Here is a 26,265-nt window from a genome sequence, read left to right on the forward strand (position 1 = left end):
GCTGCTGCTGTCGGAATACCGGTTTACTCAGCCCTCTGCGGCTGCCTGCGCCGGCCGCGGCGGCTGGGTTCCCAGCTCCATACTGAAGAGTTGCTCGACCAGCGGCGCGAACTGGCGCAGCGCGCGCTCGTACACGTCGCGCTTGAACGGCACGACGTGGACGGCTGGATACCAGAAATCCACCCAGCGCCACAGGTCGAACTCGGGCTTGTCGCCGGCATCGAGCTGCAGCGCGTCCTCGGTGGTGCGCAGCCGCAGCAGGTACCAGACCTGCTTTTGGCCAATACACGTCGGCCGCTGGTGCCGGCGGACGTAGCGCTCCGGCAGGCGGTAGCGCAGCCAACCGTGGGTTGCCGCGACGATTTCCACGTGCTGCTCGGTGAGTCCGGTTTCCTCCTCGAGTTCGCGGAACATGGCCTCTTCCGGCGTCTCGTCGGAGCGGATGCCGCCTTGCGGGAACTGCCAGCCGTCACGATGAATCCGCCTTGCCCAGAACAATTGGCCAGCGTCGTTGAGCAGCACGATGCCCACGTTCAGGCGGTAGCCGTCGATGTCGATCATGTCCTCTCCGCCCACGCGCGCGCATTGCGTGGGCTCCCCCACTGCAGGTCGATTCAACCACAGCGGACGACGCGGCAGCAACCGGCCGCGCTTGAACCAGCCCCGACGCCCCACTACACTCGTGCGCCCGCCGGCGCGCATTCGCCGCGTCCGCGCGGCAGCCCCAAGGCGATGTAGCTCAGCTGGTTAGAGCACAGCACTCATAATGCTGGGGTCGGTGGTTCGAGTCCACCCATCGCTACCACGCTCCATTCCCGTTGCACCGAACCGGGAGCGGCACTGAGGATGACGGAGCAGGCGGGGACGGACACCACGAGCTTCTTCCGCGACTTGCTGGGAGTGGGAGTCGGGGTGCTTTTGGTCACGCAACTGCTGCGCGGCTACGAGCGGCGGTTGGACGAACGGCTCCATGCAGCCGAAGCGATCCTTCGTGACTGCGGGAAGCCGGATCGGATGACCGCGGTGCCGCCGTCACCCAACCAACTGCTTGGGCCCCTGACACGGCCGACCGCGCCATCGGGGCGCTGGTTGTTCCGCCTCGTGCTGCGCCTCCGGCCATACGCGTAGGTGCGATCCACCCATTCACAGCCCGCAGCCCGCTTGGGTTACCACACAAACGGCACGAACCGCTTGGTGCGAAGCATGTAATCGCGATACGGCTGGCCGATGTCGGCGCACAGCGCCTGTTCCTCGACCCGCACGCGGTAACCGTACCCGATTGCGGCTCCCGCCATGATCGCCAACAGCGCTGCCCAGTTGGTCATCGCGATACCCATGCCGAGGAACATCAGCAGCGTGCCCGAATAGGATGGATGCCGGATCAGCCGGTAAGGCCCGCGTTCGACCACGTATTGGCCTTCGCGCGTCGCCACGGTGCGGGTGAAGAACTTCCCCAGCAGACGGATCGCGTACCAGCGCAGCGCAAGCCCGGCCATCATCACCGCGATGCCGATCCAGAATTGCAACGGCTGGTTCCGCGTCAACGTCGTGCCCGGGAAATGGGCGTTGACCAGGAAGAACGCCGCGAACATGCCTGCGCCCATCGCGATGAGCAACCACGCGTGTGAACCGCGGTCGCGTTTCACCGCGCCCCGCTCCACGCGCTGGAGAAACGTGCCCAGCCATTCCGGCGCGAAGCACACGAAGATCGCGACATAGAACACGATCAAGTAGAACCGCGAAGACACGATCAGTGCCGACATGGCCCGCTCCCACGGCCCTGGGATAGGCGCATTCTGCGCGCTCCGCGCCGGGCCGGCTACGCGCCGGCGCCACAGACGGCATCGCCAGCACCAGCGCGGCCGCGGTTCCCACGACGGAACGGGTTGTGTCATGTGCCGGGTTTCCCCGTGCCTGACGCCGTTTCCGCCCGTCCCCTTGTCCGCGCTACATCTGGACTTCCGTGACGCGGATGGGTTCGCCGGTCGCGACGGTGGGCGCGCCGGCGGCAAACGCCGCCTGGTTGTACGCGGTGACGTCGCCCTTGAGCAGGCCGTTGAAACGGGCGAGCACCTGCTCCAGCGCGGCGGCGGCGGTGGCGGCAGTCGCCCGCTCGGTCGCGTTGGGTGGCCGGGTCGGATTCGGGTTGCCCAGGCTGCCGAGATCGCGGTTCAGCCGTCCGGGGAAATGCACCGTGTCGCCTGCGTCGCGCTGTATCACCGGGTTGTACACGCTGTCGCCAAGCTCGGTGAGTGTCTTGTCGAGCTGCTTCGCCTGCGCGGCCAGCGCGGCAGCCGCAGGCGAAGCGTCGTCGTTTTTCGCCACCGACGTGGCATAGCCATGCAGCATGCGGTGCATGTCGCGGATCCGATTCAACATGTCGTGGAACGCGCTCGTCCGGTTGCGCAGCTCGAGTGCGAACGCGAGGTTATCGCGCGCGACATCGGGTGCCACGGCGAGATTCGGGTCCCCACGCACGTTGATGTCCGTGGCCTGCGTCTGCCCTGCCGCGGTGACCGTGACGCGGTAGGTGCCGGGCAGCACGGCCGGCCCGGAGCGACGCTTTCCACCCTCTGCCTTGCCGGTGGCAAGCGCGAGCGCGGGTGCGTAGGTCATGTTCCAGCCAAACTCGTTGACGCCGGACTTGGCCGGGCCGTAGTACGTGTCGATGACTTGGCCCTTGTCGTCGGTCACGACGAGCTTGACCGGCGTGTGGCCTGCCGCCTTGTCTTCGGGCGTGGGCGTGAGTGCGTCCTTCAGCCAATAGTCGATGAGCACGTCCTTGCGCGTGCGCCCGGCGGCGGCCGAATACTGGGTGCCCGGCGCCGCGGTGAAGAGATGGAACGCCTGCTTGGCGACCGCGTCGTCCATTTCCTCGAACGGGCGCAGGTTGTCCAGCACGAACGTGCCGAGGCCGTGGGTGCCAACGATGAGCGCGCCATGGGCAAACTGGACGTCGAAGACCGGCACGACCGGGAAGCCCGCGCCAAATGCCTGCCAGTGCGCGCCGGCGTCGCGCGAGTACCAGAGGCCGGTCATGTTGCCGAGAGCCAGGAAGCCCTTCCGGTCCGGATCCTCGCGCACCACGATGGCCGCTTCGGCCGGCAGGCCCTGATCGATGCGGTGCCAGGACTTGCCGTAGTCGCCCGTCGCCCATGCGTACGCCTTGCGGTCGTCCATCTCGTGGTTGTCGAACGCCACGTACGCGGTGCCGGCATCGAACGGGGACACGCCGATGTTGAAGACACGCGCCCACTTGGGCGCTCCGGGCGGCGTGACGTTGCTCCAGTGCGCGCCGTCATCGCGCGACACATGCACGAGACCGTCGTCGCTGCCGGTCCAGAGGACATTGGGATCGGTCGGCGCGATCTCGAGCGCGAGCAGAGTGTCGTAGACCTCCGCACCCGACAGGTCATGGTTGATCGGGCCGCCCGAGTAGAGCTGCTTGGTCTTGTCGTCGCGGGTCAGGTCGGGGCTGATGGCCTTCCAGGTCTGGCCGGCGTCGGTCGACTTGAACACGGCGTTACCGGCCAGGTACACGGTGTCGGCGTCGGTCCTTGATACGGCAATGGGCGCGGTCCAGTTGAAGCGCCAGGCGTGGTCCTTGGTCTCGAGGCTGGCAAGCGGGCGATAGGGCTTGATGTTGATGCGGTTGCGCGTCCGCGCATCGTAGCGGGCGATGTTGCCATTCTGCCCATCGACGTAGATGCGGTCGGGATCGCTGGGCGCCGGGACCATGTACTGGCCGTCGCCCAGGTGCGTTGCCCACCAGTCGCGGTTCTCGACCTTGCGCACGAAGCGCTCTTCCGGCGGCGGCGTGGACGGCCCGCACCAGCCATCGTTGTCCTGCAGGCCCACGCAGACGTTGTACGGCGCGTGATTGTCGGCAGCGACGTGGTAGACCTGCGCCAGCGGCAGCGTGTCGGCAAAGCGCCAATGCGCGCCGGCGTCGCGCGTCAGGTACACGCCGCCGTCGTTGCCCTGGATCATCCGGTCCGGATCGCGCGGATCCTGCCAGAAGCCGTGGTGGTCCACGTGCACGGTGACGTCGGTGTCCAGCGGATGGGCCGTGTGGCCCCCGTCATTGGACTGCATCAGGTAGAACGAGCCGAAGTAGAGCCGGTTCTCGTCGTTCGGCGCGACGTAGACGCGGGAGAAATAGAACGGGCGCTGGTCGATGTTGTAGTCATCGCTCACGCGCTTCCAGTGCAGGCCGAGATCCTTCGAATCGAACAGCAGGCCTTCGCCGTGCTTCGCCTCGATGATTGCATAGACATGGTTCGTGTTGCTGGGCGCCACGGCGACGGCAATGCGGCCGAGTGGCCCCTTGGGAATGCCGTCCTCCAGGCGCTGCCAGGTGTCGCCGCCATCGGTGGAGCGCCACAGGCCGCTGCCCGAACCGCCATTGTCGAGCTTCCACGGATAGCGCTGCGCCTGCCACATGCCGGCAAACAGCACCTTGGCGTTGTCGCCGGCCATGGCGAGGTCGATCGCGCCGGTGTGGTCGTCGACGAAGAGCACGTGCTTCCACGTCTTGCCGCCGTCGCTCGTCTTGAATACACCGCGCTCGGCGTTGGGGCCCCAGACGTGGCCGAACACCGCCACCCACACCGTGTTGCCGTCGTGGGGATCGACGACGACGCGGGCGATGTTGCCCGCATCCTTGAAGCCCATCAGCTGCCAGGTGTGTCCGGCGTCGGTCGAGCGGTAGAGGCCGGCGCCATCCAGCACGTCGTTGCGGAGGTTGGTCTCGCCCGTCGCCACCCAGACGATGTCCGGATTGGACGGATCGAGCACGACGTCGCTGACCGACGCCGTGGCCTGGCGGCCGAAGATGGACGTCCATGCATAGCCGCCGTCCGTGGTCTTCCACACCCCACCGCCGGCGGCGCCGATGTAATACGTGCCGGGCCGGCCTGGGATTCCCGTGACCGAGGTCACGCGTCCCCCGGCGATCGACGGGCCGATGTTGCGGAACGCGAGGTTGCCGAACGCATCGGCCTGCGCCGGCGGCGTCGCGGGCGCTGCCGGGGAAGGACCTGCCCATGCGGCGAAAAGGAGGCTGACGGCAAGGAACAGGCTTCGCTTCCACATGACAGGCTTTCTCCGGATTCTTTGCGCGCGTGCCCCGGCGCTTGCCGGCGGAGCGGATGGGTGCCGGACCGGGCGCGCGGTGGCCACGGAAGTCTAGTCACTGGCAGGCCGTAAGGTCACCGGCCGAAGGTCATGCCAGAACCACGAAACCGGGACGGAGGAAGTCCTTTCCCTAATCCATTGATTGGATCAGGACCCGATCAGGCTTTCCGCCGGGAGGCCGGGCGGGCGAAAGCCGGGGTCAGTGGCTCGGCAAAATTCTCGAAGGCGCTGGATGACTCAGCCCTGCAAGACGACCTCCCCGTCCGGGTACCGGTTGCGCCTGAAGTCCACGAAGGCGTGCCTTCGGGCTGGGCCGACAGCCGTTGGCAGGCAAGATGTCGAGCTCAGATCGCCAGCCACACGTAGCAGTAGAACGTGTTGTTGTCCTTGGCGTTGCGACCTGCGCCGTCGATGTCGTGCACGCGCCCGCTGAAACGGTTGAAGTAGGTGTATTCCAGGCCCAGCCGCACGTTGGCCCAGGGTTGATGCCAGGAGGTGGACTGGCCGAACGGGCTGTAGTCGAGCTCGACACTTTCGCCCTGCGTATTAGGCGAGCCCTCGTTGCCGTAGAGCGTGGCGTCCCTGCTGCCGTTGTAGACGAACGACGCCAGGGTCACGCCGTAGGTGTGGCGGTACCAGTAGCTGCCCTTGAGGCTGAGCGACTGCAGGGTGTCGTGCAGGTGGTCCGACCCGCCAGCGCCATAGGTGGCATCCAGGCGCTGGCTCTCGTGGACGTAGAGCCCGTCGACGGTGATGATGTTATCGCCATTGGCGTACAGGTAGCTGGAATCCACGCCGAAGTCGCGGAACCGGTCCGTCGGCCCGGGCAGCGCCACCGCGTTACCGATCGCGTTGGTGCCGACCTGTCCGCGCCGCATGTCCAACATGAAGCTGCCAACCGAGAAGCTGCCGGTGGGCAGATTCCAGGTGTAGGCCAGGCGCGCATACGGCGTGACCCCGCTCAGGCGGCCGTCGTAGCCGGCGTTGACGTGGCGCAGGAATGCGGGCGACAAGGAGCGGTAGCCGCCCAGTTCCATGTACCAGCTGCCATCCAGCTGCATGTAGGCGCTGACACCTGCCACCTGGGCAGCCAGGCCACCGAGGAGCATTGGCTGGGCAGGCGCTTCGGGAGCCAGATCGGCCGACATGTAAGGGTACTTCCATGCCGGTGCGGTGTTGAATACGTCGCTGACGGTGGGGTTGTTGTTGAGCGAGATGCCCCAGATGCCACTGTGGCTGCCGCCAGCATTGAACAGACGCGCATAGCGCCAGTCCATGTTGTCCCAGCCGAGCAGGCTGCCGTTCTCGGAGTAGGTCGCCTGGGCAAATACGCCCGCGTGCTCGCTCAAGCGACCGGCCAGGAACACCGAGGCCTGCTGCAGTTCGGTATTGTTGTTGGTGCCGAAGCCCTTGGCCGGGGCTTCCGTCTGGGCTTTCTGCGTGTGCGTGAACGACTCGACCAGCATCGCCGACAGCGGCACGTCCGTCTGTTCGCCAATCTTTATGGTGTAGCCCATGAGCTTGAACTGGCGTCCGAACTGGGTGAGCTCCGGCCCGAAGCCGCCCACATGGCAGGCCACGCATGGCTGCTGCGTTTGTCGCGCATAGGAGGGCACCGCCAGCGCCATGGTGGGGGCGCCCAGCAACCCTGCAAGCACGATCAGGGCTCTCCAGCATGGCGGTCCACGCATGGCATCAGACCATCTCGGACTCAGGCTATTCCGGCTAGTGTTCATGGGCATGCTCCTCGCGCTTCCAGCGTGGTGGCTGGATACGGGCGCAGTCTTGAACCGACGAATGCCCTGCATGTTGATTACCGTCAAAAGTCACGCAGTCCGATTCCGGAGGTCCGGAACGTGGCCGGGCTGTCTATGCGAAGTATTCTGATATGCCGACTGCGGACTGCGTACGCCCGCGGCGGCGTTCGCCGCTGCATCAACCTGGGCGCCGCAAGAACGCAGCCTGCACGTTGTGGCGGCCACAATCCAACCCGCGGAGCGGTGGCACTCGTCCGCTCCGCCCTCCCGCGACGCACAACCCAACGGAACGCCCATGGACGCCCTGTTGAACCCCGAGATTTGGATCGCGCTGGCGACCCTGACTGCGCTCGAGCTAGTGCTCGGCATCGACAACATCATCTTCATCTCGATCCTTGCTTCGCGGGTGCCCGAAAAAAGGCGCGACCGGGCACGGCGGGTCGGCATTACCCTGGCCGCCGTCACGCGGCTGGCACTGCTGTTTGCGATCACCTGGATCATCGGCCTGACCGCCCCGCTGTTCGCCCTGTTGGGCCACGCCTTTTCCTGGCGGGACCTGATCCTTGTCGGCGGTGGACTGTTCCTGATCGCCAAGGCGACGCACGAAATACATGAAAAGCTGGAGGGCGCGACCGAAGAAGTGACTGCGGGCAGCGCCGTGGCGGCATCGTTCGGCAGCGTGGTCACGCAGATCATGTTTCTCGACATCGTCTTCTCACTCGACTCGATCATCACCGCCGTGGGCATGGTCAACGAACGCTGGGTGATGGTTGTCGCGATCCTGGTCTCGATTGGCTTCATGCTGCTCTTCGCCAAGCCCATCGGCGATTTCGTCGAGCGCCACCCGACCGTCAAGATCCTCGCGCTGAGCTTCCTGATCATGATTGGCCTGGTGCTCATCGCCGACGGCTTCGGCCAGCACATCCCGAAGGGCTACATCTACGCCGCGATGGCGTTCTCAGTCTTCGTCGAACTGATCAACCTCTGGATCCGCAAGCGCAGCGCGAGGCGCGTCGGCCCGGTGAGGCTGCACCAACGATACGCAGGCCAGGCGCCGGAGTAGGCGTCGCCTGTCTGCCGTTTGCCGCGGACATCCGGCAAGGTGGGTGACCTGGATGGCCGGCGCCGGGGTTGGCTGGTGTCACGCGCCCGGCAGCATGCGCTGCAGGACCCGATCGTGGCGGATGAAGTGATGGTACAGCGCCGCGGCGACGTGCAAGCCGACCAACGGCAGGATGGCGAACTCGGCAATCACGATATGGGTGTCGCCGGTCCAGGCCCAGCCGGCGGCAGCCTTGTCGATCAATGGCGGCACGTGGAAGAGCTCGAAGAACGTGATTGGCATGCCGCGATATGAAGCGTTCAACCAGCCCAGCAGCGGCACGACGATGAGCAGCAGGTACAGCAGCCGGTGCACGACGCCTGCCAAGCGCAGCTGCCACTGCGGGATGCCACCCTCGGGTGCGGGTACGCCATGGCTGATCCGCCAGCCCAGGCGCACGATGACGACGGCGAGGATCAGCGCGCCGAACGAAAAATGCAGGCTGATCAGCGTGGTCACCGGCGTGTCGCGGCCGATGTGCGGCATCGACCAGCCGACGATGTACTGGACGATCAGCAGGGCGAGGATGAGCCAGTGCAGGGCGATCGCGGTGCGGTTGTAGCGGACCGGCGTACTGGTGAGCATTGGTTTCTCCTGCCGATGGCCCGCAGTGGTTTCGACGACCCGGGCAAACTCTACAACAGTCCACGGTTTTTGCTCAGTGTCGGCGGAGTAAGCTCCCTGGCGCAGCGGGCGCTGATGCGCCCGCTGCGCCAGGGATGGCGCTACGGAGCTCAAGCGCTGCGGCGTTTGTGCCACAGATGATCGAGGCTGAGCGTGCCGGCACCGTATGCGGCGAGCATCAGGAAGCCCCCGGCCATCGCCACGTTCTTCCAGAAGTTGATCGCCTGCGCGGCGTCGTCGAGGTTGGCGTGGAACAGCGCGGCGCTGGCGAGCGCAAATGCCGCAAGCGCCAGCGCGATCCAGCGGGTGAACACACCGCTGAGGATGGCCAGGCCGCCGCCGAGCTCGAGCGCGATCACCAGCGGCAGCAAGGCGCCGGGCAGGCCGGCGGATTCCATGTACTGCTGGGTGCCGGCGTAAGCGGCGATCTTGCCCCAGCCGGAAATGAGGAAGATGAGCGAGAGGCCGATGCGGCCGAACAGCGCGAGTGATGCATTCATGGCGATTCCTTGGGAAGTGGAGATGGGTGATGGGCGGCTGAAGCGATGCACGTCAGGCCTTGTGGATCCAGGTCGGCGCGATCGCGGTGCCGAGGCCGGCGCCGTAGCCGAGATAGATGTTCAGCGCGGCCAGCGGTTCGAGGTAGCGCGCGTTCTTCAACGGACCGGCATCGACTGGCGTGAAACCGAGGCTTTCGATCAGCGCCTTTGCAGTCTGCTTCGCCCGTTCGCTGTCGCCGGCGAAAAACGCCGGGGCGATCTGGCCATTGGCGAACCGCGAGCCGTCGGCCAGCACCTGCGCGAACAGCGTGTTGAACGCCTTGACCACCTCCGCTTCGGGGACAGCCCTGGCAATCTCTTCGGCGGCCGAGGTGTCGTGACCCAGGGTCAGGCCCATGAAATCGGCGGTCAGCGGATTGGTGATGTCGATGACCACCTTGCCCGCCAGCGAACCCAGCGAATGCAGCGCTGGCACCGCATCGGCGTAACCGGTGGCGACGATCACGACGTCCGAACCGGCCAGCGCATCGGCAGGTGCCGCCGCCACCGCGCCGGGATTCGCGGCGGCGAGGGCCTGTGCCTTGGCCAGGTCGCGCGCGGTGATGCGCACGGCGTGGCCGGCGCGGGTGAGTTGACTGGCGAGCGCCGAGCCCATGTTGCCGGTGCCGATCAGGGTGATGTTCATGCGTGGTCTCCGTTTGTTGCCCGGGACATCCGGGGCATGGGGAGTACTCTATTGGCCAATGAAATGTGGATAAATCGGCTTTTGATTGAATAACTGTCTCGATTTCCGAGACAAAAGGTCGGCGCCATGGACAAATTCCAGGAAATGGCCAGCTTCGTCGCCGTCGTCGAGGCCGGCAGTTTCGTGGGCGCGGCCGAGGCGATCGGGCTGTCGAAGGCGGCGGTGTCGCGGCACGTCGCCGAGCTTGAACAGCGCCTCGGTGCGCGCCTGCTGCACCGGACCACGCGGCGGTTGTCGCTGACCGACGACGGCCAGCTGTTCTTCGCCCGCGCGAAGGAAATGCTGGCCGCGGTCGACGAGACGGAGTCGGAAATCAGCTCGCGCAGCGGCGAACCCGGCGGCATGCTGCGCATCAACGCGCCGCTCAGCTTCGGGATCATGCATCTGGCGCCGCTGTGGGGCCGCTTCGCGCAGCTGTATCCGAAAGTGTCCCTGGACATCGAACTCAGCGATCGCGTCGTCGACCTGGTCGAGGAGGGTTACGACCTGGCCGTGCGCATCACCAACCTGGCCAACTCGCAACTCGTCAGCCGGCAACTCGCAACGACCCGCATGGTCGCCTGCGCGTCACCGGAGTACCTGGCGCAGCACGGCACGCCCGCGCACCCGAGCGACCTGGCGCGGCACGAAGTCATTTCCTACAGCTACTTCGCGGCCAGGAACGAGTGGACGTTCACCGCAGCGGACGGCGGCCAGGTCGCCGTGCGCACCCATGCGCGCATCCACGCCAACAACGGCGATACCTGCCGCGCCGTCGCGCTGGAGCACCAAGGGGTCATTTTGCAGCCGGATTTCATCGTCGCCGACGACCTGCGCCGCGGTGCCCTGGTCGAATTGCTGCCGGCCTGGCGCACATTGACGCTCGGCATCCACGCGGTGTATCCATCGCGCAAGCACCTGCCGATCAAGACGCGGCGGCTGGTGGACTTTCTGGTGGAGGCGTTTGCGGCGCCGGGGTGGAATACGGCGCACTGAGTATGGCGCGCTCGCCGCATGGGGCGCCGGATCGCCTGTGGCAGCGGTGCGCCTTGCTCCTGCAGCCCGCTCTGTAAGATGGGTCAAGCACGCCTGCGTGACGCAGGCCGTCACTGCACGGGACACCCTCGACGGATTCGGAAATGAACGACGAAATCTGGCCGGAACTTCCCTACGCGGCGTGGCAGGACACCTGCACGACGTTGCACCTGTGGACGCAGATCGTCGGCCAGATACGGGTGGCGCAGACGCCGTGGCTGTGCCACTCGTGGCACACCACGCTGCACGTGACGGCACGTGGACTGACCACCACGCCGATTCCGTGCGGGGAGCGGACCTTGCAGATCGATTTCGATTTCCTCGACCACGTCCTGCGCATCGTGGTCGACACCGGCGCCAGCCGCGACGTAAGACTGGTGCCGCAGTCCGTCGCCGCGTTCCACCAGGCGCTGTTTGCGGCGCTCGGCGAGCTCGGCCTGCAGGTCACCATCCATGGCCGTCCAAACGAAGTGGTCGACGCTATCCCATTTCACGAGGATACGGTGCACGCGGCGTATGACGCGGAATACGCGCGACGTTTCTGGCGCATCCTGCTGCAGGTGGACCGCATCCTTAAACGTTTCCGGACCGGCTTCCTCGGCAAGTCGAGCGCCGTGCATTTTTTCTGGGGCAGTTTCGACCTCGCGGTCACCCGGTTTTCCGGGCGTCGGGCGCCGCTGCATCCTGGCGGCGTTCCCAACCTGCCCGACGCCGTGACGCGCGAGGCCTATTCGCATGAGGTGAGCAGCGCCGGATTTTGGCCAGGCGGTGGGCCGGTCGACTATGCGGCTTTTTATTCCTACGCCTATCCGACGCCGGAAGCTTTCCGGGCCCAACCGGTGCGTCCCGAGGGCGCGTTCTTCCACGAAGGCGCGGGGGAATTCCTGCTGCCTTATGACGTCGTGCGCCGCGCGGACGATCCCGAGCGCGACGTGCAGGATTTCCTGCAGAGCACCTATGTCGCCGCTGCCGATACCGCGGCGTGGGATCGGGCTGCGCTGGAGTGTGGGATCGGTGTGCCGCGCGTCCCGCGCCAGGTCCCTCCCGCCTGACGCGGCCCGGGAAAATCCCGGGCCGCGCGGGTTTACGCGGGCACGGCCATGTCCTTGGCCGCGATCCGGCCCATGCGGCCGGCGTTGAAGTCGTCGATGGCCTGGACGATCTCGGCCTGGCTGTTCATCACGAACGGGCCGTAGCCAACCACCGGCTCGTCGATCGGTTCACCCGAGAGCCACAGGACGCTGGCGTCGTTGTTGGCCTCGATCTCCACGTCGCGGCCGGCCCGGTCCAGGTGCACCAGCTGCCCCTCTCGGGCAATGGCATCACCGTTGACCATGACCGTGCCGTGCAGCACCACCAGCGCCAGGGTGTGACCGTCGCGGGTGGGCAGGCGTGCCGTGGCACCCTGGTTGATGCGCAGGTCCAGGACGTCCAACGGCGTGAAGGTATGCGCCGGGCCATGTTGGCCATCGAACTCGCCGGCGATCACGCGCACGCTCCCGGCGCCGTCGGCCAGTTCCACGTTCGGGATCTGCGTGGCCAGGATGGTCTGGTAGCCAGGCGCGGCCAGCTTGTCGCGTGCCGGCAGGTTGACCCACAGCTGCACCATCTCGATGGTGCCGCCACGCTGGGTGAACGCCCGCGAGTGGAACTCCTCGTGCACGATGCCGCCGGCCGCCGTCATCCACTGCACGTCGCCCGGCCCGATGGTGCCGCCGGCGCCCGTGGAGTCGCGGTGCGCCACTTCGCCCTGGTAGACGATGGTGACGGTCTCGAAACCGCGGTGCGGATGCTCGCCGACGCCACGCGGACGGCTGGCCGGCTCGAAGTGGGTCGGCTGCGCATGGTCGAGCAGCAGGAAGGGGCTGAGGTGCCGGCCCAGGTCGTTGTAGCTGAACAGCGAGCGCACCGGGAAACCGTCGCCGACCCAGTGCGGACGGGGGGCGCTGTGGACGCCGAGTACCTTCTTCATGGCGAATCTCCAGTGGGGTGCCGCACCCTTTGGCGGCAATGGGGCAATGTTATTTGAGGGACGCTGGTTCCGGTAGATACTGGTATTCGATCATATCGTCCTATATGCGGAACGACCGGCCATGCGCGACCTCAATGACCTCTACTACTTCGTCCAAGTGGTAGACCATGGCGGCTTTGCTCCGGCGGGGCGCGCACTGGGCATACCCAAATCCAAGCTGAGCCGGCGCATTGCCCTGCTGGAGCAGCGGTTGGGAACCCGGCTGATCCAGCGCTCGACGCGGCGCTTCACCGTGACCGAGGCGGGCCGCGCCTACTACGAGCGCTGCAGGGCCATGCTGGTCGAAGCGGATGCGGCCGACGAGGTCATCGCCATGAACCAGGCGGCGCCGCGCGGCATCGTGCGCGTGACCTGCCCGGTGGCGCTGCTCGAGGCTAGCGTGGGCGACATGTTTGCCGCCTACCTGGTCCGCTACCCGCAGGTGGAGCTGCACGTCGACGCCACCGACCGGCGCGTGGACGTGGTCGGCGAAGCTGTCGACATCGCGATCCGCGTACGTCCGCCGCCGTTGGAGGACAGCGACCTGGTCCTGCGCGTGCTGGCCGACCGCAGCCAGTGCCTGCTGGCCAGTCCCGCCCTGTTGGAACGTTGCGACCGCGTGCCGGAATCGCCGGCCGACCTGGCGAAGCTGCCAAGCATGGACCTGGGCACGCCGCAAGGCGTGCATGCGTGGAACCTGCTCGGACCGGATGCTGCGCGGGCCACAATCCGCCATCACCCACGGCTGGTCACGCGCAGCATGCCGACGCTGCGTGCCGCCGCGCTTGCCGGGGTGGGCGTCGTGCAATTGCCGAGGATGATGGTGCGGGACGGATACGCCAGCGGCGCCCTGGTGCAGGTGCTGCCCGGCTGGGAGCCGCGGCACGAGATCGTCCACGCCGTCTATCCCTCGCGGCGCGGACAGCTGCCGGCCGTGCGCGCCTTGCTCGACCTGCTGGTCGCCCAGTTCCATGCCCTGGACGAGGATTGAGTGCGGCCGGCAGCGGGCGAGAACGGTGTCAGGTTTATTTTGAAGAGCGCCTAGCCTTGTCTTGGGTCAACCCGAGCGAACGCAAGTAAACCTGACCCCCAATCTTGCGTTAGCCGAGCAGCAACTCAGTTCGCTTGCGGGATAGCCAGAACTCCGTGTAGTTGTCGCGCAGGTTCCGGCTCAGTCGCGTCTTCAAGTGTGCGCTCATCGCGCCGAGGGAGACCAGTCGATCGATCCAGCCCATGCGGTGGGCAAAGCGCACGGCGGCCATATCGGGACTGTTGAGCAGCCACGCGGGCGACGTCAGGGTTTCGGCATAGATCAACAAGTCACGCTCGCCGGCATCGAGCGCGGGATGGTCGTGTGTCATGTTGAACGTCACGCGTTGCATCTCGGTGATGTTTTCGACGTGCGCCAGTTGTCCGCGCAGCGTGGATTCGTCGATCCAATGCTCGGGCTCGCGGTTCTGGTAGCCGGTTTGGGTTTCTTCGACGACCTTGGCCACGGTGTGCAAGGCGAAGTATTGCGCCAGCGGTATCCAGCAGCCGGTCTGATGCGCTTCGAGTACGACGTTGGTGTCGATCAGCACGATCTGGCGGGGGTGGAAGTCCATTTCCTTGCCGCTTCCGCTACAGATCGAACGGCGTTTTCAGGTCGTGCTCGGTGAACAGGGCGCCAAGGTCGTCGAGGCTGATGCCCACCACCGTCGCGGCGCGACGCGCGGACAAGTGGCCGTGTTCGATGCCCCAGCCCAGTGTGGCTACGAAGCGGCGGCTGAATCGTGGTGGCACATCGCCTGCCGCGTCGGTGCGCAGCAAGTCGTCGGGAATCCTTTCCGCAGCGGCCTTTTTCAGCAGTTTCAGTGCGACGAGACGCCATTTCATGGCTGGGCCGCTTACGCGCAGCTGCGTGGCCGCCTCGCGGATCCATCGGGCCATGGCCGCGGTATCGTCTACAGGCGGTGCGGCCTTGCTGGCCAGATCCAGGATGTGCCGGCGCGGCATCAACAGTCCGGCGGCAAAGTTGTCGGCAAGCTGTTCGACACGCTTCTGGCCTTTGGAGAGATTGCCTTCTTCCTCGGTGTGCTCGGGCGGCATGTCGTGCCAGGTGAGCAGGTGAAAAAGCTCATGGCCCATGTCGAACGCACGTCGGCCGACGGGTTCATGGCGGTTGATGATGATGGTGTTGAGCGGGCCCAGCTGACAGGCCGCGCCCGATACGCCTGCCACGGTGTCGACCTGCAGGATCAGCGTATCGAGCTTCTCTTCAAGCACGGATGCCAGATTCGCCGCCGGCACGTCGCCCAGACCGAGCGAGCGCGACACCGCATCGCCTTCGTCCGCGGCCTCCTCGAACGAGCTTTTCCGGTCCAGGCCAACCTGCATGAGCAGGGAATTGACCGATTCCCCCTTGAGGCGGCGCAGATGGCGATAGGTGGCGATCCAGCCGCCGGCACGCTGTTCGAACGATGCCAGGCCATCGGCTGCCGCAGCCTTGCGCCAGGAGAAGTTGGCTTCGCCGGCAAGTTCCAGCGGGTCGGTGAAATAGTCGGCGCCGACATCGAAGAATCGGGCGACAAGCAGCAGCTCTTCGGGCGCGACCTGGCGCTTGCCCAATTCGATATCGGACAAGGTTTGACGGTCGTTGAAGCCCAGTGCTCGGGATAGATCGGCCTGGCTGACGTCGCGGCGTTCGCGCAATGCTTGCAGGCGGCGGCGGATCGTTGCTTGGTCCATAGGCACCTCCAGCTGCAAAATTTTATCTTGCAAAATATTATTTTGCAAGATATCAATGTTTGTTTGGAAGCCACCCCCTCGCAGCGCTTCATGCATTCGCTTTTGCTCCGCCCGTCCTGAGGAAGGGGAAGAAATCAAGCCCCGATCAGGTATTCCGCTGGAACGCCGAGGTTCTTTGTGCAGGTTGCGGATCATCTCGATGGTGAGGCCGCGTTTGCGATTGATAGACGCGGTTACCCGCCGGGCACGCTCATGGTATGGCTCCTACGCCTACCGCGTGGTGCTGGCCCTGGTCCTGGCCGCTTCCAGGGTGGGGCTGCTGTCCGCTGCCAAGGCCTATCCGCTGTAGTGTGGGCGAGTGCACAGGCCGGTGGTCGACGCTCAGCGCTTCGGCGGCGGCAGCCAGGGCGCCAGGGCCTGCTCGGCCAGTTCGGGCCAGTGTTTGTTCGAATTGGGGTTGGCCGGGCTGGGGTGGGGCAGGTAGCCGATGCCGGTCTCGGCGCCGAAGAGTTCGGTGGCGCGGCGCTCGGCGTAGCGGCCGATGCCGACGATGGCGCTGGGCTGCAGCGCGCGCACCACGGCGCGCAGCGCACGGTCGCAGACGGCCGCGAGCGCGGTGGCCTCGTCGCGGCCGAGGTGTTCGGGTGTGAGGTTGCGGTTGTTGCCGATGAACAGCAGCGGGCAGTAGTTCCACACGAAGAAGCGTGCGAAAAAATCATCCGGCGTGCCGAGGCGTTGCGCGGCCCAGCGCCACAGTCGCGATCCGCTGCCTTCGTTGCGATGGCAGGCCATGCCGAGGATCGGGTATTTGGCGTGCTGCAGCGGCAAGCTCGCGGCGAGCTGCGATTCGATGCCGAACCACTCGCGCACGGTCGCCACGTCACCAAACGGCACGCCGGTCTGGGTCATGCCCCAGGGACCGGGGTTCATGCCCAGCAGCAATACGCGGCCGCGTGCCCCGGCATAGCGTTGCAGGTAAATGCGGTGCGCGGCCCAGGCATACAGCAACGGGTTGTACACGTGGCTGGGCGTGTGCCAGGCCAGCGCATCAGCTTCGTGCGCGAGCTTGCGCGTGGTGCGCAGCATGGCGGCGCGGGCGTTGGACGTGGACATGACTTGGGCAACCGATTACGGCAGATGGGTGCGCGCCTGGCGCGGCGGCGGCCGGTCAAGCGGGCCGCACGATGACCGGCGCCATTTTACGCGGACCGCCCGCGGCCGGCTGGCGCGTCTCGCTCAGGCCGACGCGAGTGCCTGGTCCACTGCGGCGCGGGCGTGCAGGTCCGTGGTGTCGAACAGGGGCACGCTCGCGTCGCTGGCATGCACCAGCAAGGCAATTTCAGTACAGCCAAGGATGATCGCTTCGGCGCCGCGCTCGACCAGCCTGGCGATGATCTGGCGATACGCGTCACGCGAGGCGTCCACCAGATGGCCAAGGCACAGCTCGTCGTAGATCACGCGGTGGATGACCTCGCGCTCGGCCTGGTCCGGCACCAGCACGTCGAGCCCGTGTCGCTCGCGCAAGCGGTCGATATAGAAGTTGTCTTCCATGGTGAAGCGCGTGCCGAGCAGGCCGACCCGCGCATATCCGGCCCGCGTGACGGCCTCGGCCGTGGGATCGGCAATATGCAGCAGCGGCAGGTGCACGGCCGCCTCGATGGCCGGCGCTACCTTGTGCATGGTGTTCGCGCATACCAGCAGGAAGTCTGCGCCGCCGGCTTCGAGCGCGCGGGCGGCATGCGCCAGCACCATGCCGGCGCCATCCCAATCGCCCTCCGCCTGCATGCGCTCGATGGGCGCGAAATCCAGGCTGTACAGGAGGATACGTGCCGAGTGCAGCCCACCCAGGCGCTGCTGTACCTGTTCGTTGATCAGGCGGTAGTAGCTCGCCGTCGATTCCCAGCTCATGCCGCCAATCAGGCCGATGGTTTTCATGCGTGCTCCAGGGTGGGTGGGGTGACCGCAACTGGTGGGTCAACAGTCAATGGGCCGAATCTCCGGGCGTTTCCCATGGCGGCCCCTTCAATTCGACGGTGTTGCCTTCCGGATCCTTGACGTAGATCGATGGCCCTTCGCCCTCGGCGCCATAGCGCGACTCGACCGGCCCCGCCGGATGGCCAAGCGTCCGCAGGTGCGTCAGGATTGCCTCGCCGTCGAATGGTGCGACGCTCAGGCAGAAGTGGTCGAGATTGCGGCCTTCCGCGCCCGGCCCGGCACCGCCCAAGCTGCCCAGCTTGCCGCTCACTGGCACCAGGTCGATCAGCGAGCCGCCGGCGCGCAGCTGATACAGGCCGACTCCTTGCTGGACTTTTTCCACCGTGCAGCCCAGCACGTCCACATAGAAATGCAGCATCACATCGATATCCGCGACGCGCAGCACCACGTGGTCGATGTGCCTGATCGCGAACATCCGGTTGGAAACGACTTCCATCAGTGTGGCCTCGCAGCGCGTCGCATCGGTTTGGGCCCACCTGCTGCCAGCCTGCGCCAAGAGTGCCCGCGGAGATGTTCAGCCGGCCAACCACTTGTACATGACATGGGCATCGACGAGCCCCCATTGTGGGTGCCGGAACGCGCGTGGCAAGGTGCCGACAATCCCGAAGCCCAGCTTGCGCCATAGCCGGATGGCGCCGTGGTTGCTGGAAACCACGAAGTTGAACTGCATGGCCAGGAAACCGCGCGCCAATGCCGTCGCCTGCGCATGCTCGCACATCCGTGATGCGATGCCCTGGCCACGTGCAGACTCCGCGACCACAAAGCCGCAATTCGCCACATGCCCGCCGTGGCCGGGCTGGTTGGCTTTGAGATAGTACGAACCCAGCACCGCTCCGGCGTCATCGCCGGCGATGAACGTGGCCAGCGGCAACTCGATCCAGGCCTTGAAGATGCCCTCTTCGGGCGCATCCGGCGCAAACGTATAGGTGTCGCCCGCGGCGAACGTGGCGTGCAGGATCGGCCACAGGCGTGGCCAGTCGTTGGCGGCAAACGGGCGGATGGCCACGGTCATCGCGGGGAGCTAGCGCGGCGCTGTTTCGACCAGCCCGGGCCGGCAGCGCAGCGGGCGCGCTGGATGGGCGATATCCAGGATGGACCCGACCAGCATCAACGCCAGGCCGGCGTAGAACAGCGCGACTCCCCAGCCCGAATGCCACAGCACGAACAGTGCAACCAGGATGATGAGCGGCCCGCTGATCGAAAACACGCCGCGGAGAGCGATGCGGTGCCGGTACCAGGCCACGGCGTTGGCGATGAGCGCGAGCAGGGCCAGGGCGGGAATCAGGGTATGGAACAGGAAGCCCTCGTACTGCGCCAGGAAACCGAGCCCAATCGCGGCGCCGAATGATCCCAACGCGGGAAAGCACCCTGCGCAGGACATGGCTGCGGCCAGTGAACCAATGCTGGTGGTCTTGTCCAGCACCGCTGAAGTACGCATGGAATCGTCCCGGTGGCGCGAATGCCGTGCATTGCAGCATAGCGCTGGTGGTACCGCCTGGCCACGTGACGGCCGCGCGGTCAGCGTCGGGGCATGGGCGCGGCTCGCCGTCCTTCACATGGGGACGCGTGCCGCGTTGCCGGTGCTGCGCCGCACCTGGCCCGGGCTGATCACGTCAAACGCAACCGCGCCTTTGCCATCGTGCTTGACCTGGTACATCAGGTTGTCGGCTGCCGCCAGCGCACCCTCGGGGGTGGTGGACGATTCCAGGAACGTGACCACGCCGACGCTGCAGGTGACCTGGTAGCCGTTGGCGTCCAGGGCTGCGCGCAGGGCGAGCGTCATCCTGGGTACGACGTGCTGTGCCTCGTGCGCGTCGGTATCGGGCATGATCAGCGCAAACTCATCGCCGCCGATGCGTGCTGCGGTGTCGGCCGTGCGCACCGACATACGGAGAACCTGGCCGATCAGGCGCAGCAAGGCATCGCCGCCAGGATGGCCGTGGATGTCGTTGATTGCCTTGAAGTCATCGAGGTCGACATAGGCCAGCGTCAGGGCGCTCTTGCGGCGCTGGCCCAGGGCGAGATCGTGCTTGAGGCGGCCTTCGAATGCGCGGCGGCTGTACAGGCCGGTGAGCGCATCGGTCCGCGCCAGCTTCCGTTGCCGACGCAGACTTTCGTGCAGGGCGCTCAGCAGCAGGGTGGTTATGATGTAGAAGCCCAGGCGCATCAGCGAATTCCATAGCGCAATGCCGGGATACGAATAGGGATGGCCGTCTGCCGCGTCGGCGAAATACCAGCTCACGCTGGAAAGGATGGCCACGGCGATGCCCACCCACTTGCCGCCGTACCAGGTTCCCAGGGCCACCGGCACGAGATAGAACACCGACATCGACAACTCGTACCCGGTCAGGTAGTCGAGTCCCGCGAGGAGCAGGACGCCGACAATCGTCAGCAGGCCAATGGTCCCGCGCGTACAACGCTCGAGCCGACGGTCAATGACCTTGAAGACGCGGTTCATCGCGATCGCGTCCGGTATGCGGGAGGCCGGGTATGGTTCTCGGCGTCGTCGAGTGGTTCGGCCCGCAGCCGATCAGCGCCGCGGCGACCGTCCCCGGCCGCCGGCGTCAAGACAAGGGAAAGGGTACGGACCGGCTGTCCGCCACCGCCGGTTTCCACGAACGGGATTTGGTCCATGACCGTTCCTCGCGCCGCGTTGCCCGCAACGGTTGACCACAGGAAAACGCACACCACAAGCGCCAGTGCACTGCGTATCCCTTATCGCCGGCCTGACCAGATACGTCCGTAGGGCCGCACGGCAGTAGAATGAGCGCAACCGCGAAACAACACCAGAGGGCGGGTGCCGCCAGGACCGGGAGCGGACCGCTCAGTCTTTCGGTTCCTGCGCCGGATAGCCATTGGGCCGGGCAGGAATGGCCTGGAGGTAGGCGGCGATGGCTTCGCGGTCGCTGGCCGGCAGCTTCGACATGTTTTCTTGCACTTCCACCATTGAGCCGCCGACCGAATCGAAGTCCGGCGTGAAGCCCGCCTCCAGGTAATACGCAATGTCTTTGGCCGACCAGTCGCCCAGGCCCGCCGTGCCGGGGGTGAGGTTGGGGATGCTGCCCTCGCCATCGGGGTTGCTGGCGCCGGCCAGCCATTGCCCCGGATCAACGCCACCCGCGGCATGGCGCGGCGTATGGCACTCGCCGCAATGGCCGGGGCCTTCGACGATGTAGCGGCCACGCAGGAGTGCCGGGTCGGTATCCTGCGGCAGCGCAATCACCGGATCGGGATGCAGGAAGGCCAGGTTCCACAGACCGATGCCGCGGCGCAGGCTGTAGGGGAACGGGATTTGGCTGGCCGGCGGCTTGTGTTTGACTGGCGGCAACGTGCGCATGAAGGCAAACAGGTCGGCCGTGTCCGCCAGCGTCATGCGTGCATAGGAGGGATAAGGAAAGGCCGGGTAGTAATGATGGCCATCCGGGGCCACCCCGCGTTGCACGGCGTTGGCGAAGTCGGCAAACGACCACTGGCCGATGCCGTCCGTTGGGTCGGGCGAAATGTTCGGCACCACGAATTTGCCGAAGGCGGTCTTGAGTTCGAGGCCGCCGGCAAGCTCGCGACGGGCATCGCCGGTCGCGCCCGGCGCGGCGTGGCACGAGGCACAGCCACCCATGAGGAAGACCCGCTCGCCGGCCTGGGCGTCGCCTGGACCGGCGGCGGCCACGCTGGCCGCGTCGAGCCGGCGCGGACTGCTGGCCACCCAGCCGGTGGCGGCAACCAGCAGCAGCGCCGCCAGCACACCGAACGCGAGCTTTCCCTTGCGGGACATGGCTGGACGGCTACTTCTTGGTGATGCGGTAGTCGCGATGGCAGGCCTTGCAGTTGGCCAGGACTGGATTTACCGCCTCCTTGAAGCTCGCCAGGTCGGCTGGGCCGTCCTTGCCGGAAACTTCCTTGGCCTTGTCGACATCGGTGGTGAACTTGGCCAGGTGCTGGTCAAAGTCAGCGCGATTCTTCCAGACGTTCGGCGAGGCTTCGGTGTTGTTGCCGGTCTCCGAGCCAGGGGGGAACAGGTGTCCATAGTTGCGCGACACGGCCCAGAACGTGGTGATCGCCGATTTGGCCGCGGTGCGGTCGTAGGGAATCTCGCCCTTCAGCATGCCGCCGGACAAGGCGGCGGCGGCCGCGGTGGCATCCATCAAGGCCTGGCGTTGCACAACCGGGTTGTCTGCGGCCAGGGCGGCGCTGGCGGCGGCCACAGCCAGGGGTACGCCGAGGCCAACGGCCAGGCTGATGCCGAGGAAGAGGGGACGGGGCGTTTTCGACATGGGGAACTCCGGAGGTCGCGTCTCGTTGGTCTTCGACTGTAGCGTACCGGATTGCCGTCGCTCGTGCCGGCCGGTTTGGCCTCAACGGTGCGGGCAGCCAGGCCAGCAACATGGCCTGCGCATGCCTCCCTGCATCTTGTCGATGCCGACCGCGATGCGGCGCTGCCTGGTGGCTGCCTGCTTGGGCGACGTGACCCAGCAGATCCATTCGTTCCGCGCGAGCGGGGTGATGTCGCGCCAAAGTTCCTGGACCGTCGCGTTCGCCTCGATGGCGTCCCGGAAATCGGCCGGCAGCTTGTGCACCGTGCCGGCCGGCAGTGCTTTTGCAGTCATCCGTGCATTGCCTCGGTCCTCGTTCGCCGATCGATGCCGCGATTCGACGTCGCGCCCAGTGTGTTCATGGGACCGCGCGGACGGGCCGGCGTCCGCAGTGCCGGCCGGCATGGGTGAATCGGTCATGCCAAGCGTTCCTCGCATTGTCCAGGGCAGACGATACCTGCCCTGGCTACCACTGGTTGGCCTTTTCCAGAAAGCCGGGGGTTTGCGCCCGGACGATGCAAAAGCGTTGCCCCGTCGGCGCCTGCATCACGACCCAGCGTTCCATGCGGCGGGCCACCGTGGCGCCCAGGTTTTCCAGGCGAGCCACCTCGGCCGGGATATCGTCCGTTTCAATATCGATGTGTACGCGGCTTTCATGGTCGACGCGCTGGATTTGCACGATGGGCTCGTCCGGTGGCGTCTCCAGCATGCGGTAGTTGCCACGCGTCTCGGGGTGTCCACGATCGACCGCGCGCCCCAAGGCCGCGGCCCAGAATGCCGCGGCTTCGTCGACGTCCCCGGTATTGCAGTCAATCAGCAGGGCGCAAAGTCTGGAATGGTGCATGGAAGGAATCCTCGCCGGTGATCTCCAAGGGATACGCGCTACGGTACGACCGTGGCGGGTTGCCTGTCTCGCTACCGCCATGTGGCCAGGGTAGATGAGCGGATCGTACCGACCCCGGGATTTCCGTGTCGCCGCGCGAATCCATGCGTGGCGGACCGCCGTGTGTAGAATTGGCCGGGGCAATCCGGGGGAATGACAGCATGGCTGACAAGGGCGCGGTTCGCAGCTTGGCCGATCTTGGCCTTCGTCTCTTCACCGCGCTGGCTTTTGCCGGCTTGGGCTTTTTCCAGCCCACGGTCGCCAGTGCGGCTCCAGCACCGGACGACGGACTTGCCGCCCTGCATTTCAGGCACCTCGGCCCGATGGGGAACCGCGCCGATGCCGTGGTCGGCGTGCCGGGCGATCCGGGCACGCTCTATTACGGCGCAGCGTCCGGGGGCATCTGGAAGTCCGTGGACGGCGGCGTCCACTTCAAGCCGGTGTTCGATGCCATGGACGCGGCCTCGATCGGTGCGCTCGCGGTCACCCCTTCCAACCCGAACGTTGTCTGGGCCGGCACCGGCGAGTCGTACATCATCCGCGGCTACACCGGCTTCGGCGACGGCATCTACAAGTCCACCGACGCCGGGGCCAGCTGGCAGCACATGGGCCTGGACGAGACCGGGCACATCGCCCAGATCATCGTCGATCCGCAGAACCCGCAGGTCGTCTACGCCTGCGCCATCGGCCAGGCCTACCGTCCGAACGCCGAGCGTGGCGTGTTTCGCACCGGGGACGGCGGCAAGACCTGGACCCAGGTCCTCAAGATCAACGACACCACCGGCTGCTCCTCGATCAGCATGGATGCGCAGGATCCCAACACCCTGTTTGCCGGCGCGTGGCCGCTGCAGATCAAGCCCTGGGACCTGAACAGCGGTGGTCCGGAGGGCGGCGTGTTCGTCACCCACGACGGCGGCAGTACCTGGGCGCGGGTGGCGGGCCACGGCCTGCCGGCCAAGGGCAGCATGATTGGCCGGGTCACGGTGCGCGTGGCTCCGGGCAACGGGAAAGTGGTGTACGTGCTCATGCAGGGCCCCAAGGGCGATGGCTTGCTGTACCGCTCGTCCAACGGCGGCACGGACTGGACCCTGGTCAAGGAGACCAACGAGCTTGCGGTGCGCCCGGCGTATTTCATGAATTTCGCCGTCTCCCCGGCAAACGAGGACCATCTCTACTTCGTCTCCCAATCGTTCCTGGTGTCGCGGGATGGCGGCCGCACGCTGCTGAACAACAGCCGGCGTGGCGCCGCGGCGGCTCCGGCCAAGGACCCGAAGATTGGCAACTACGTCGGCGGCGACACGCACGACATCTGGATCGATCCGAAGAACCCCGAGCGGATCATGACCGCGAACGACTTCCGGGGCGACATCACCCTCAACGGCGGCAGGAGCTGGGCCGTGGTGGACCTGCCGATTGCGCAGATCTACCACGTCTATACCGACAATGCGATCCCGTACAACGTGATTGGCAACCGCCAGGACGCGGACGGCGTCATCGGGCCGAGCCGGGTGCTCACCCACGGTTTCGGCAGCAACGGTTTCATTCCCGCCAGCGCCTGGCACGGCTACGCGGGCTGCGAGAGCGGCTTCGGGGTGCCTGATCCGACCGACGGCAACATCGTCTGGACCGGTTGCTACAACGGCGACCTGATGCGCACCGACCGGAGCACCGGCCAGACGCGCAACGTGGCGGTGTGGCCGGTGGCGACCTATGGCGCGCCGCCTTCCGAGGCCAGGGACCGCTGGAACTGGACGTTCCCGATCGAGATCTCGCCTGCCGACCATAACCGCGTCTACGTCGGCAGCCAGTATGTCTACGAGACCACCGATGCGGGCCAGCACTGGCAGCGCATCAGCCCGGACCTGACCACGGGCAAACACACCGGCGGTTCAGGCGGCCTGACCGCGGACAACCTCATGACCTTCAGTTCCGCCACGCTGGCGATCATTGACGAGTCACCGGTGGCGGCTGGCGTGATCTGGGCGGGCAGCTACGACGGGCAGGTCCAGCTCACCCGGGACGGCGGCAAGCACTGGACCAACGTCAGCGGCAACATCAAGGGCTTGCCGGCGGACAGCACCATCAACCTGGAAGCCTCCGGTGTCGATGCCGGCACGGCCTACGTGTCGGCCGATGCGCGGCTCACCGGCGATTACGCTCCCTATATTTTCAAGACCGCCGATTACGGCAGGACCTGGACGAACATTTCAGGGGACATCCCACACTCCAAGTTCAGCTTCGTGCATGTCGTGCGGGCCGATCCCGTGCGCAAGGACATGCTCTACGCCGGCACCGACAACGCGCTCTATGTTTCCTGGGACGATGGCGCGCACTGGCAGCGCCTGCGCAACAACTTCCCGCCGGCACCCGTGAGCTGGCTGACGGTCGAGCCGCGCTTCAACGACCTGGTCGTCTCGACCTATGGCCGCGGCATCTGGATCCTGGACGACATCACGGCGTTGCGCGGCTGGCCCGAAGTGGCGAAGGCCGGCACCGCGCACCTGTTCGATCCACGTCCCGCCTATCGCTTCCGCACCGTGGTCACCAGTGCCCAGGATTATCCGAACGGCGTCACCATGGGCGAGAACGCGGCAGACGGTGCGGACTTGAATTACTACCTGCCGGCGGCCGCCGCCGTGACGCTCACCATCGCCGACAGCACGGGCAAGACCGTGCGCGTGCTGCACGAGGACGGCAAGCCCGGCTTGAACCGCGTCACCTGGAACCTGCGCTACCCGCCGCTCACCAAGGCGACGCTGCTGACCAGCCCGCCCGGAAAAGACTGGCTCGAGACCCCGGACGCCGGGCGGCCGCTGGTGGTGTGGGGCGGACCCTCGCCGGCCGAAGGCCCGCGGATCCTGCCGGGCACGTTTACCGTGAGTCTGGCCGTGGGCGGCTCCCAGGTCGGCAGCGCGAAACTGCAGGTGCTCCCCGACCCCAAGAGCTGGGGCGATGCCACCACGATGCGCGCGGGCCAGGCGTTGTTGCTGCAGATCGCCGATGAGATCAACCAGGCCGCGCAGCTCATCAACTCACTGGAGACGACGCGCAAACAGGTCGGCACGCTGGTGGCCAAGCTGCCCGAGGGACACGGCGCAGCCGCGGTCAGGGAGGCAGCCAACGCGCTGTCCGCGAAGGCGGCGGCCATCGAGAGCCGCCTGTTCTTTTTCGCGGGCGGCGGCAACGGCACGGAAATCAGCTTCCAGGGCAGCCCGCAGCTCTACGAGAAACTGGGCTCGCTCTACAACAACCTGCAGGACAGCGGCCGCTACAACACCGGCGCCGAGCTCGGCCCCACCGCCGCGCAGGTGGAAGTGAACGAGGCGCTGGCGCAGACCCTGGCTTCCATCCGCCAGGCAGCCGATGCCTTCCAGCAAAAAGATGTCGTGGCCTTCAATGCCGTCGCCAAGTCCAACGGCGTGGCCGGTATCCCCCAGTAACCGCGGATGGAGATGGGGTCG

The 26,265-nt window shown here is 66.3% G+C and carries 26 protein-coding genes, 1 tRNA gene and 1 pseudogene; 8 read left to right on the forward strand and 20 right to left on the reverse strand.

The window, feature by feature from the left end; all coding sequences use genetic code 11:
- Positions 1 to 27: 27 nt before the first annotated feature.
- Entirely contained in the window at positions 28 to 561 is a 534-nt protein-coding gene (locus AC3WJB_RS03310) for an RNA pyrophosphohydrolase (protein ID WP_492678688.1), read from the reverse strand.
- Between the two features lie 167 nt (positions 562 to 728).
- Between AC3WJB_RS03310 and AC3WJB_RS03315 the strand changes: the two genes are divergently transcribed.
- Positions 729 to 805, forward strand: a tRNA-Met gene (locus AC3WJB_RS03315).
- A 361-nt stretch (positions 806 to 1,166) separates the two neighbouring features.
- On the opposite strand, the gene AC3WJB_RS03320 is transcribed toward AC3WJB_RS03315, so the two are convergent.
- The 3 genes from AC3WJB_RS03320 to AC3WJB_RS03330 all read right to left on the reverse strand — a co-directional run bounded on the left by AC3WJB_RS03320 (position 1,167) and on the right by AC3WJB_RS03330 (position 6,794).
- Positions 1,167 to 1,763, reverse strand: a complete 597-nt coding sequence (locus AC3WJB_RS03320) for a methyltransferase family protein (protein WP_492678690.1) — start codon at positions 1,761 to 1,763, stop codon at positions 1,167 to 1,169.
- Positions 1,764 to 1,947: 184 nt separating this feature from the next.
- Positions 1,948 to 5,094, reverse strand: a complete 3,147-nt coding sequence (locus tag AC3WJB_RS03325) for a hypothetical protein (RefSeq protein WP_492678692.1) — start codon at positions 5,092 to 5,094, stop codon at positions 1,948 to 1,950.
- Positions 5,095 to 5,480: 386 nt separating this feature from the next.
- Positions 5,481 to 6,794 (reverse strand): cytochrome C, encoded by a 1,314-nt coding sequence (locus AC3WJB_RS03330; RefSeq protein ID WP_492678694.1) that lies wholly within the window; start codon positions 6,792 to 6,794, stop codon positions 5,481 to 5,483.
- A gap of 394 nt (positions 6,795 to 7,188) precedes the next feature.
- Here AC3WJB_RS03330 and AC3WJB_RS03335 point away from each other — a divergent pair, with 394 nt between their 5' ends.
- Complete coding sequence (locus AC3WJB_RS03335) at positions 7,189 to 7,956, forward strand: TerC family protein (RefSeq protein ID WP_492678696.1); 768 nt, start codon at positions 7,189 to 7,191, stop codon at positions 7,954 to 7,956.
- A gap of 78 nt (positions 7,957 to 8,034) precedes the next feature.
- Here AC3WJB_RS03335 and AC3WJB_RS03340 read toward each other — a convergent pair whose 3' ends face one another.
- From AC3WJB_RS03340 to AC3WJB_RS03350, 3 genes and pseudogenes are all read right to left on the reverse strand, one after another.
- Positions 8,035 to 8,580, reverse strand: coding sequence for a cytochrome b (locus AC3WJB_RS03340; RefSeq protein ID WP_492678698.1), 546 nt, complete (start codon positions 8,578 to 8,580; stop codon positions 8,035 to 8,037).
- Between the two features lie 149 nt (positions 8,581 to 8,729).
- On the reverse strand, positions 8,730 to 9,119 hold the full coding sequence (locus AC3WJB_RS03345; protein ID WP_492678700.1) for a DoxX family protein: 390 nt from the start codon (positions 9,117 to 9,119) through the stop codon (positions 8,730 to 8,732).
- Positions 9,120 to 9,171: 52 nt separating this feature from the next.
- Positions 9,172 to 9,825, reverse strand: a pseudogene (locus tag AC3WJB_RS03350) (NADPH-dependent F420 reductase); the annotation flags it as partial.
- Positions 9,826 to 9,930: 105 nt separating this feature from the next.
- On the opposite strand from AC3WJB_RS03350, the gene AC3WJB_RS03355 reads away from it, so the two are divergent.
- Positions 9,931 to 10,839, forward strand: a complete 909-nt coding sequence (locus AC3WJB_RS03355) for a LysR family transcriptional regulator (RefSeq protein ID WP_492678702.1) — start codon at positions 9,931 to 9,933, stop codon at positions 10,837 to 10,839.
- Positions 10,840 to 10,982: 143 nt separating this feature from the next.
- Positions 10,983 to 11,930: a DUF5996 family protein gene (locus AC3WJB_RS03360; RefSeq protein ID WP_492678704.1), complete on the forward strand. Its 948-nt coding sequence runs from the start codon at positions 10,983 to 10,985 to the stop codon at positions 11,928 to 11,930.
- A gap of 32 nt (positions 11,931 to 11,962) precedes the next feature.
- Here AC3WJB_RS03360 and AC3WJB_RS03365 read toward each other — a convergent pair whose 3' ends face one another.
- Positions 11,963 to 12,850 carry a pirin family protein gene (locus AC3WJB_RS03365; RefSeq protein ID WP_492678706.1) on the reverse strand — a complete coding sequence of 296 codons (888 nt, stop codon included), beginning with the start codon at positions 12,848 to 12,850 and terminating at the stop codon, positions 11,963 to 11,965.
- A gap of 121 nt (positions 12,851 to 12,971) precedes the next feature.
- Here AC3WJB_RS03365 and AC3WJB_RS03370 point away from each other — a divergent pair, with 121 nt between their 5' ends.
- The gene (locus AC3WJB_RS03370) at positions 12,972 to 13,880 is read left to right on the forward strand and encodes a LysR family transcriptional regulator (protein ID WP_492678708.1); all 909 of its coding nucleotides are present in this window, start codon (positions 12,972 to 12,974) and stop codon (positions 13,878 to 13,880) included.
- 109 nt (positions 13,881 to 13,989) lie between these two features.
- Here AC3WJB_RS03370 and AC3WJB_RS03375 read toward each other — a convergent pair whose 3' ends face one another.
- The gene (locus AC3WJB_RS03375) at positions 13,990 to 14,493 is read right to left on the reverse strand and encodes a hypothetical protein (protein ID WP_492678710.1); all 504 of its coding nucleotides are present in this window, start codon (positions 14,491 to 14,493) and stop codon (positions 13,990 to 13,992) included.
- Between the two features lie 16 nt (positions 14,494 to 14,509).
- A complete protein-coding gene (locus AC3WJB_RS03380) occupies positions 14,510 to 15,712 on the reverse strand; it encodes an ImmA/IrrE family metallo-endopeptidase (protein ID WP_492678712.1) in 1,203 nt (400 codons plus the stop codon).
- 103 nt (positions 15,713 to 15,815) lie between these two features.
- On the opposite strand from AC3WJB_RS03380, the gene AC3WJB_RS03385 reads away from it, so the two are divergent.
- Entirely contained in the window at positions 15,816 to 15,965 is a 150-nt protein-coding gene (locus AC3WJB_RS03385) for a hypothetical protein (RefSeq protein WP_492678714.1), read from the forward strand.
- Between the two features lie 32 nt (positions 15,966 to 15,997).
- Here the strand turns inward: AC3WJB_RS03385 and AC3WJB_RS03390 are convergent, their stop codons facing one another.
- From AC3WJB_RS03390 to AC3WJB_RS03415, 6 genes are all read right to left on the reverse strand, one after another.
- On the reverse strand, positions 15,998 to 16,729 hold the full coding sequence (locus tag AC3WJB_RS03390) for a uracil-DNA glycosylase family protein (RefSeq protein WP_492678716.1): 732 nt from the start codon (positions 16,727 to 16,729) through the stop codon (positions 15,998 to 16,000).
- A 123-nt stretch (positions 16,730 to 16,852) separates the two neighbouring features.
- The gene (locus tag AC3WJB_RS03395; protein WP_492678718.1) at positions 16,853 to 17,551 is read right to left on the reverse strand and encodes an aspartate/glutamate racemase family protein; all 699 of its coding nucleotides are present in this window, start codon (positions 17,549 to 17,551) and stop codon (positions 16,853 to 16,855) included.
- Between the two features lie 46 nt (positions 17,552 to 17,597).
- The gene (locus AC3WJB_RS03400) at positions 17,598 to 18,047 is read right to left on the reverse strand and encodes a VOC family protein (protein WP_492678720.1); all 450 of its coding nucleotides are present in this window, start codon (positions 18,045 to 18,047) and stop codon (positions 17,598 to 17,600) included.
- A 78-nt stretch (positions 18,048 to 18,125) separates the two neighbouring features.
- A complete protein-coding gene (locus tag AC3WJB_RS03405; RefSeq protein ID WP_492678722.1) occupies positions 18,126 to 18,623 on the reverse strand; it encodes a GNAT family N-acetyltransferase in 498 nt (165 codons plus the stop codon).
- Positions 18,624 to 18,632: 9 nt separating this feature from the next.
- Positions 18,633 to 19,049, reverse strand: coding sequence for an organomercurial transporter MerC (gene merC / locus AC3WJB_RS03410; protein WP_492678724.1), 417 nt, complete (start codon positions 19,047 to 19,049; stop codon positions 18,633 to 18,635).
- 114 nt (positions 19,050 to 19,163) lie between these two features.
- Positions 19,164 to 20,069, reverse strand: a complete 906-nt coding sequence (locus AC3WJB_RS03415; RefSeq protein ID WP_492678726.1) for a GGDEF domain-containing protein — start codon at positions 20,067 to 20,069, stop codon at positions 19,164 to 19,166.
- A gap of 32 nt (positions 20,070 to 20,101) precedes the next feature.
- On the opposite strand from AC3WJB_RS03415, the gene AC3WJB_RS03420 reads away from it, so the two are divergent.
- The gene (locus AC3WJB_RS03420; RefSeq protein WP_492678728.1) at positions 20,102 to 20,281 is read left to right on the forward strand and encodes a hypothetical protein; all 180 of its coding nucleotides are present in this window, start codon (positions 20,102 to 20,104) and stop codon (positions 20,279 to 20,281) included.
- Between the two features lie 154 nt (positions 20,282 to 20,435).
- On the opposite strand, the gene AC3WJB_RS03425 is transcribed toward AC3WJB_RS03420, so the two are convergent.
- The 4 genes from AC3WJB_RS03425 to AC3WJB_RS03440 all read right to left on the reverse strand — a co-directional run bounded on the left by AC3WJB_RS03425 (position 20,436) and on the right by AC3WJB_RS03440 (position 22,765).
- A complete protein-coding gene (locus AC3WJB_RS03425; RefSeq protein ID WP_492678730.1) occupies positions 20,436 to 21,383 on the reverse strand; it encodes a c-type cytochrome in 948 nt (315 codons plus the stop codon).
- A gap of 10 nt (positions 21,384 to 21,393) precedes the next feature.
- Positions 21,394 to 21,882 (reverse strand): c-type cytochrome, encoded by a 489-nt coding sequence (locus tag AC3WJB_RS03430; RefSeq protein ID WP_492678732.1) that lies wholly within the window; start codon positions 21,880 to 21,882, stop codon positions 21,394 to 21,396.
- A gap of 81 nt (positions 21,883 to 21,963) precedes the next feature.
- Positions 21,964 to 22,341 carry a YdeI/OmpD-associated family protein gene (locus tag AC3WJB_RS03435; protein ID WP_492678734.1) on the reverse strand — a complete coding sequence of 126 codons (378 nt, stop codon included), beginning with the start codon at positions 22,339 to 22,341 and terminating at the stop codon, positions 21,964 to 21,966.
- 46 nt (positions 22,342 to 22,387) lie between these two features.
- Positions 22,388 to 22,765 (reverse strand): VOC family protein, encoded by a 378-nt coding sequence (locus tag AC3WJB_RS03440; RefSeq protein WP_492678736.1) that lies wholly within the window; start codon positions 22,763 to 22,765, stop codon positions 22,388 to 22,390.
- Between the two features lie 200 nt (positions 22,766 to 22,965).
- Between AC3WJB_RS03440 and AC3WJB_RS03445 the strand changes: the two genes are divergently transcribed.
- Positions 22,966 to 26,244, forward strand: coding sequence for a WD40/YVTN/BNR-like repeat-containing protein (locus AC3WJB_RS03445; RefSeq protein WP_492678738.1), 3,279 nt, complete (start codon positions 22,966 to 22,968; stop codon positions 26,242 to 26,244).
- The last annotated feature ends 21 nt before the right edge of the window (positions 26,245 to 26,265 follow it).

The sequence above is a fragment of the Rhodanobacter sp. FW510-R10 genome, assembly GCF_058781105.1.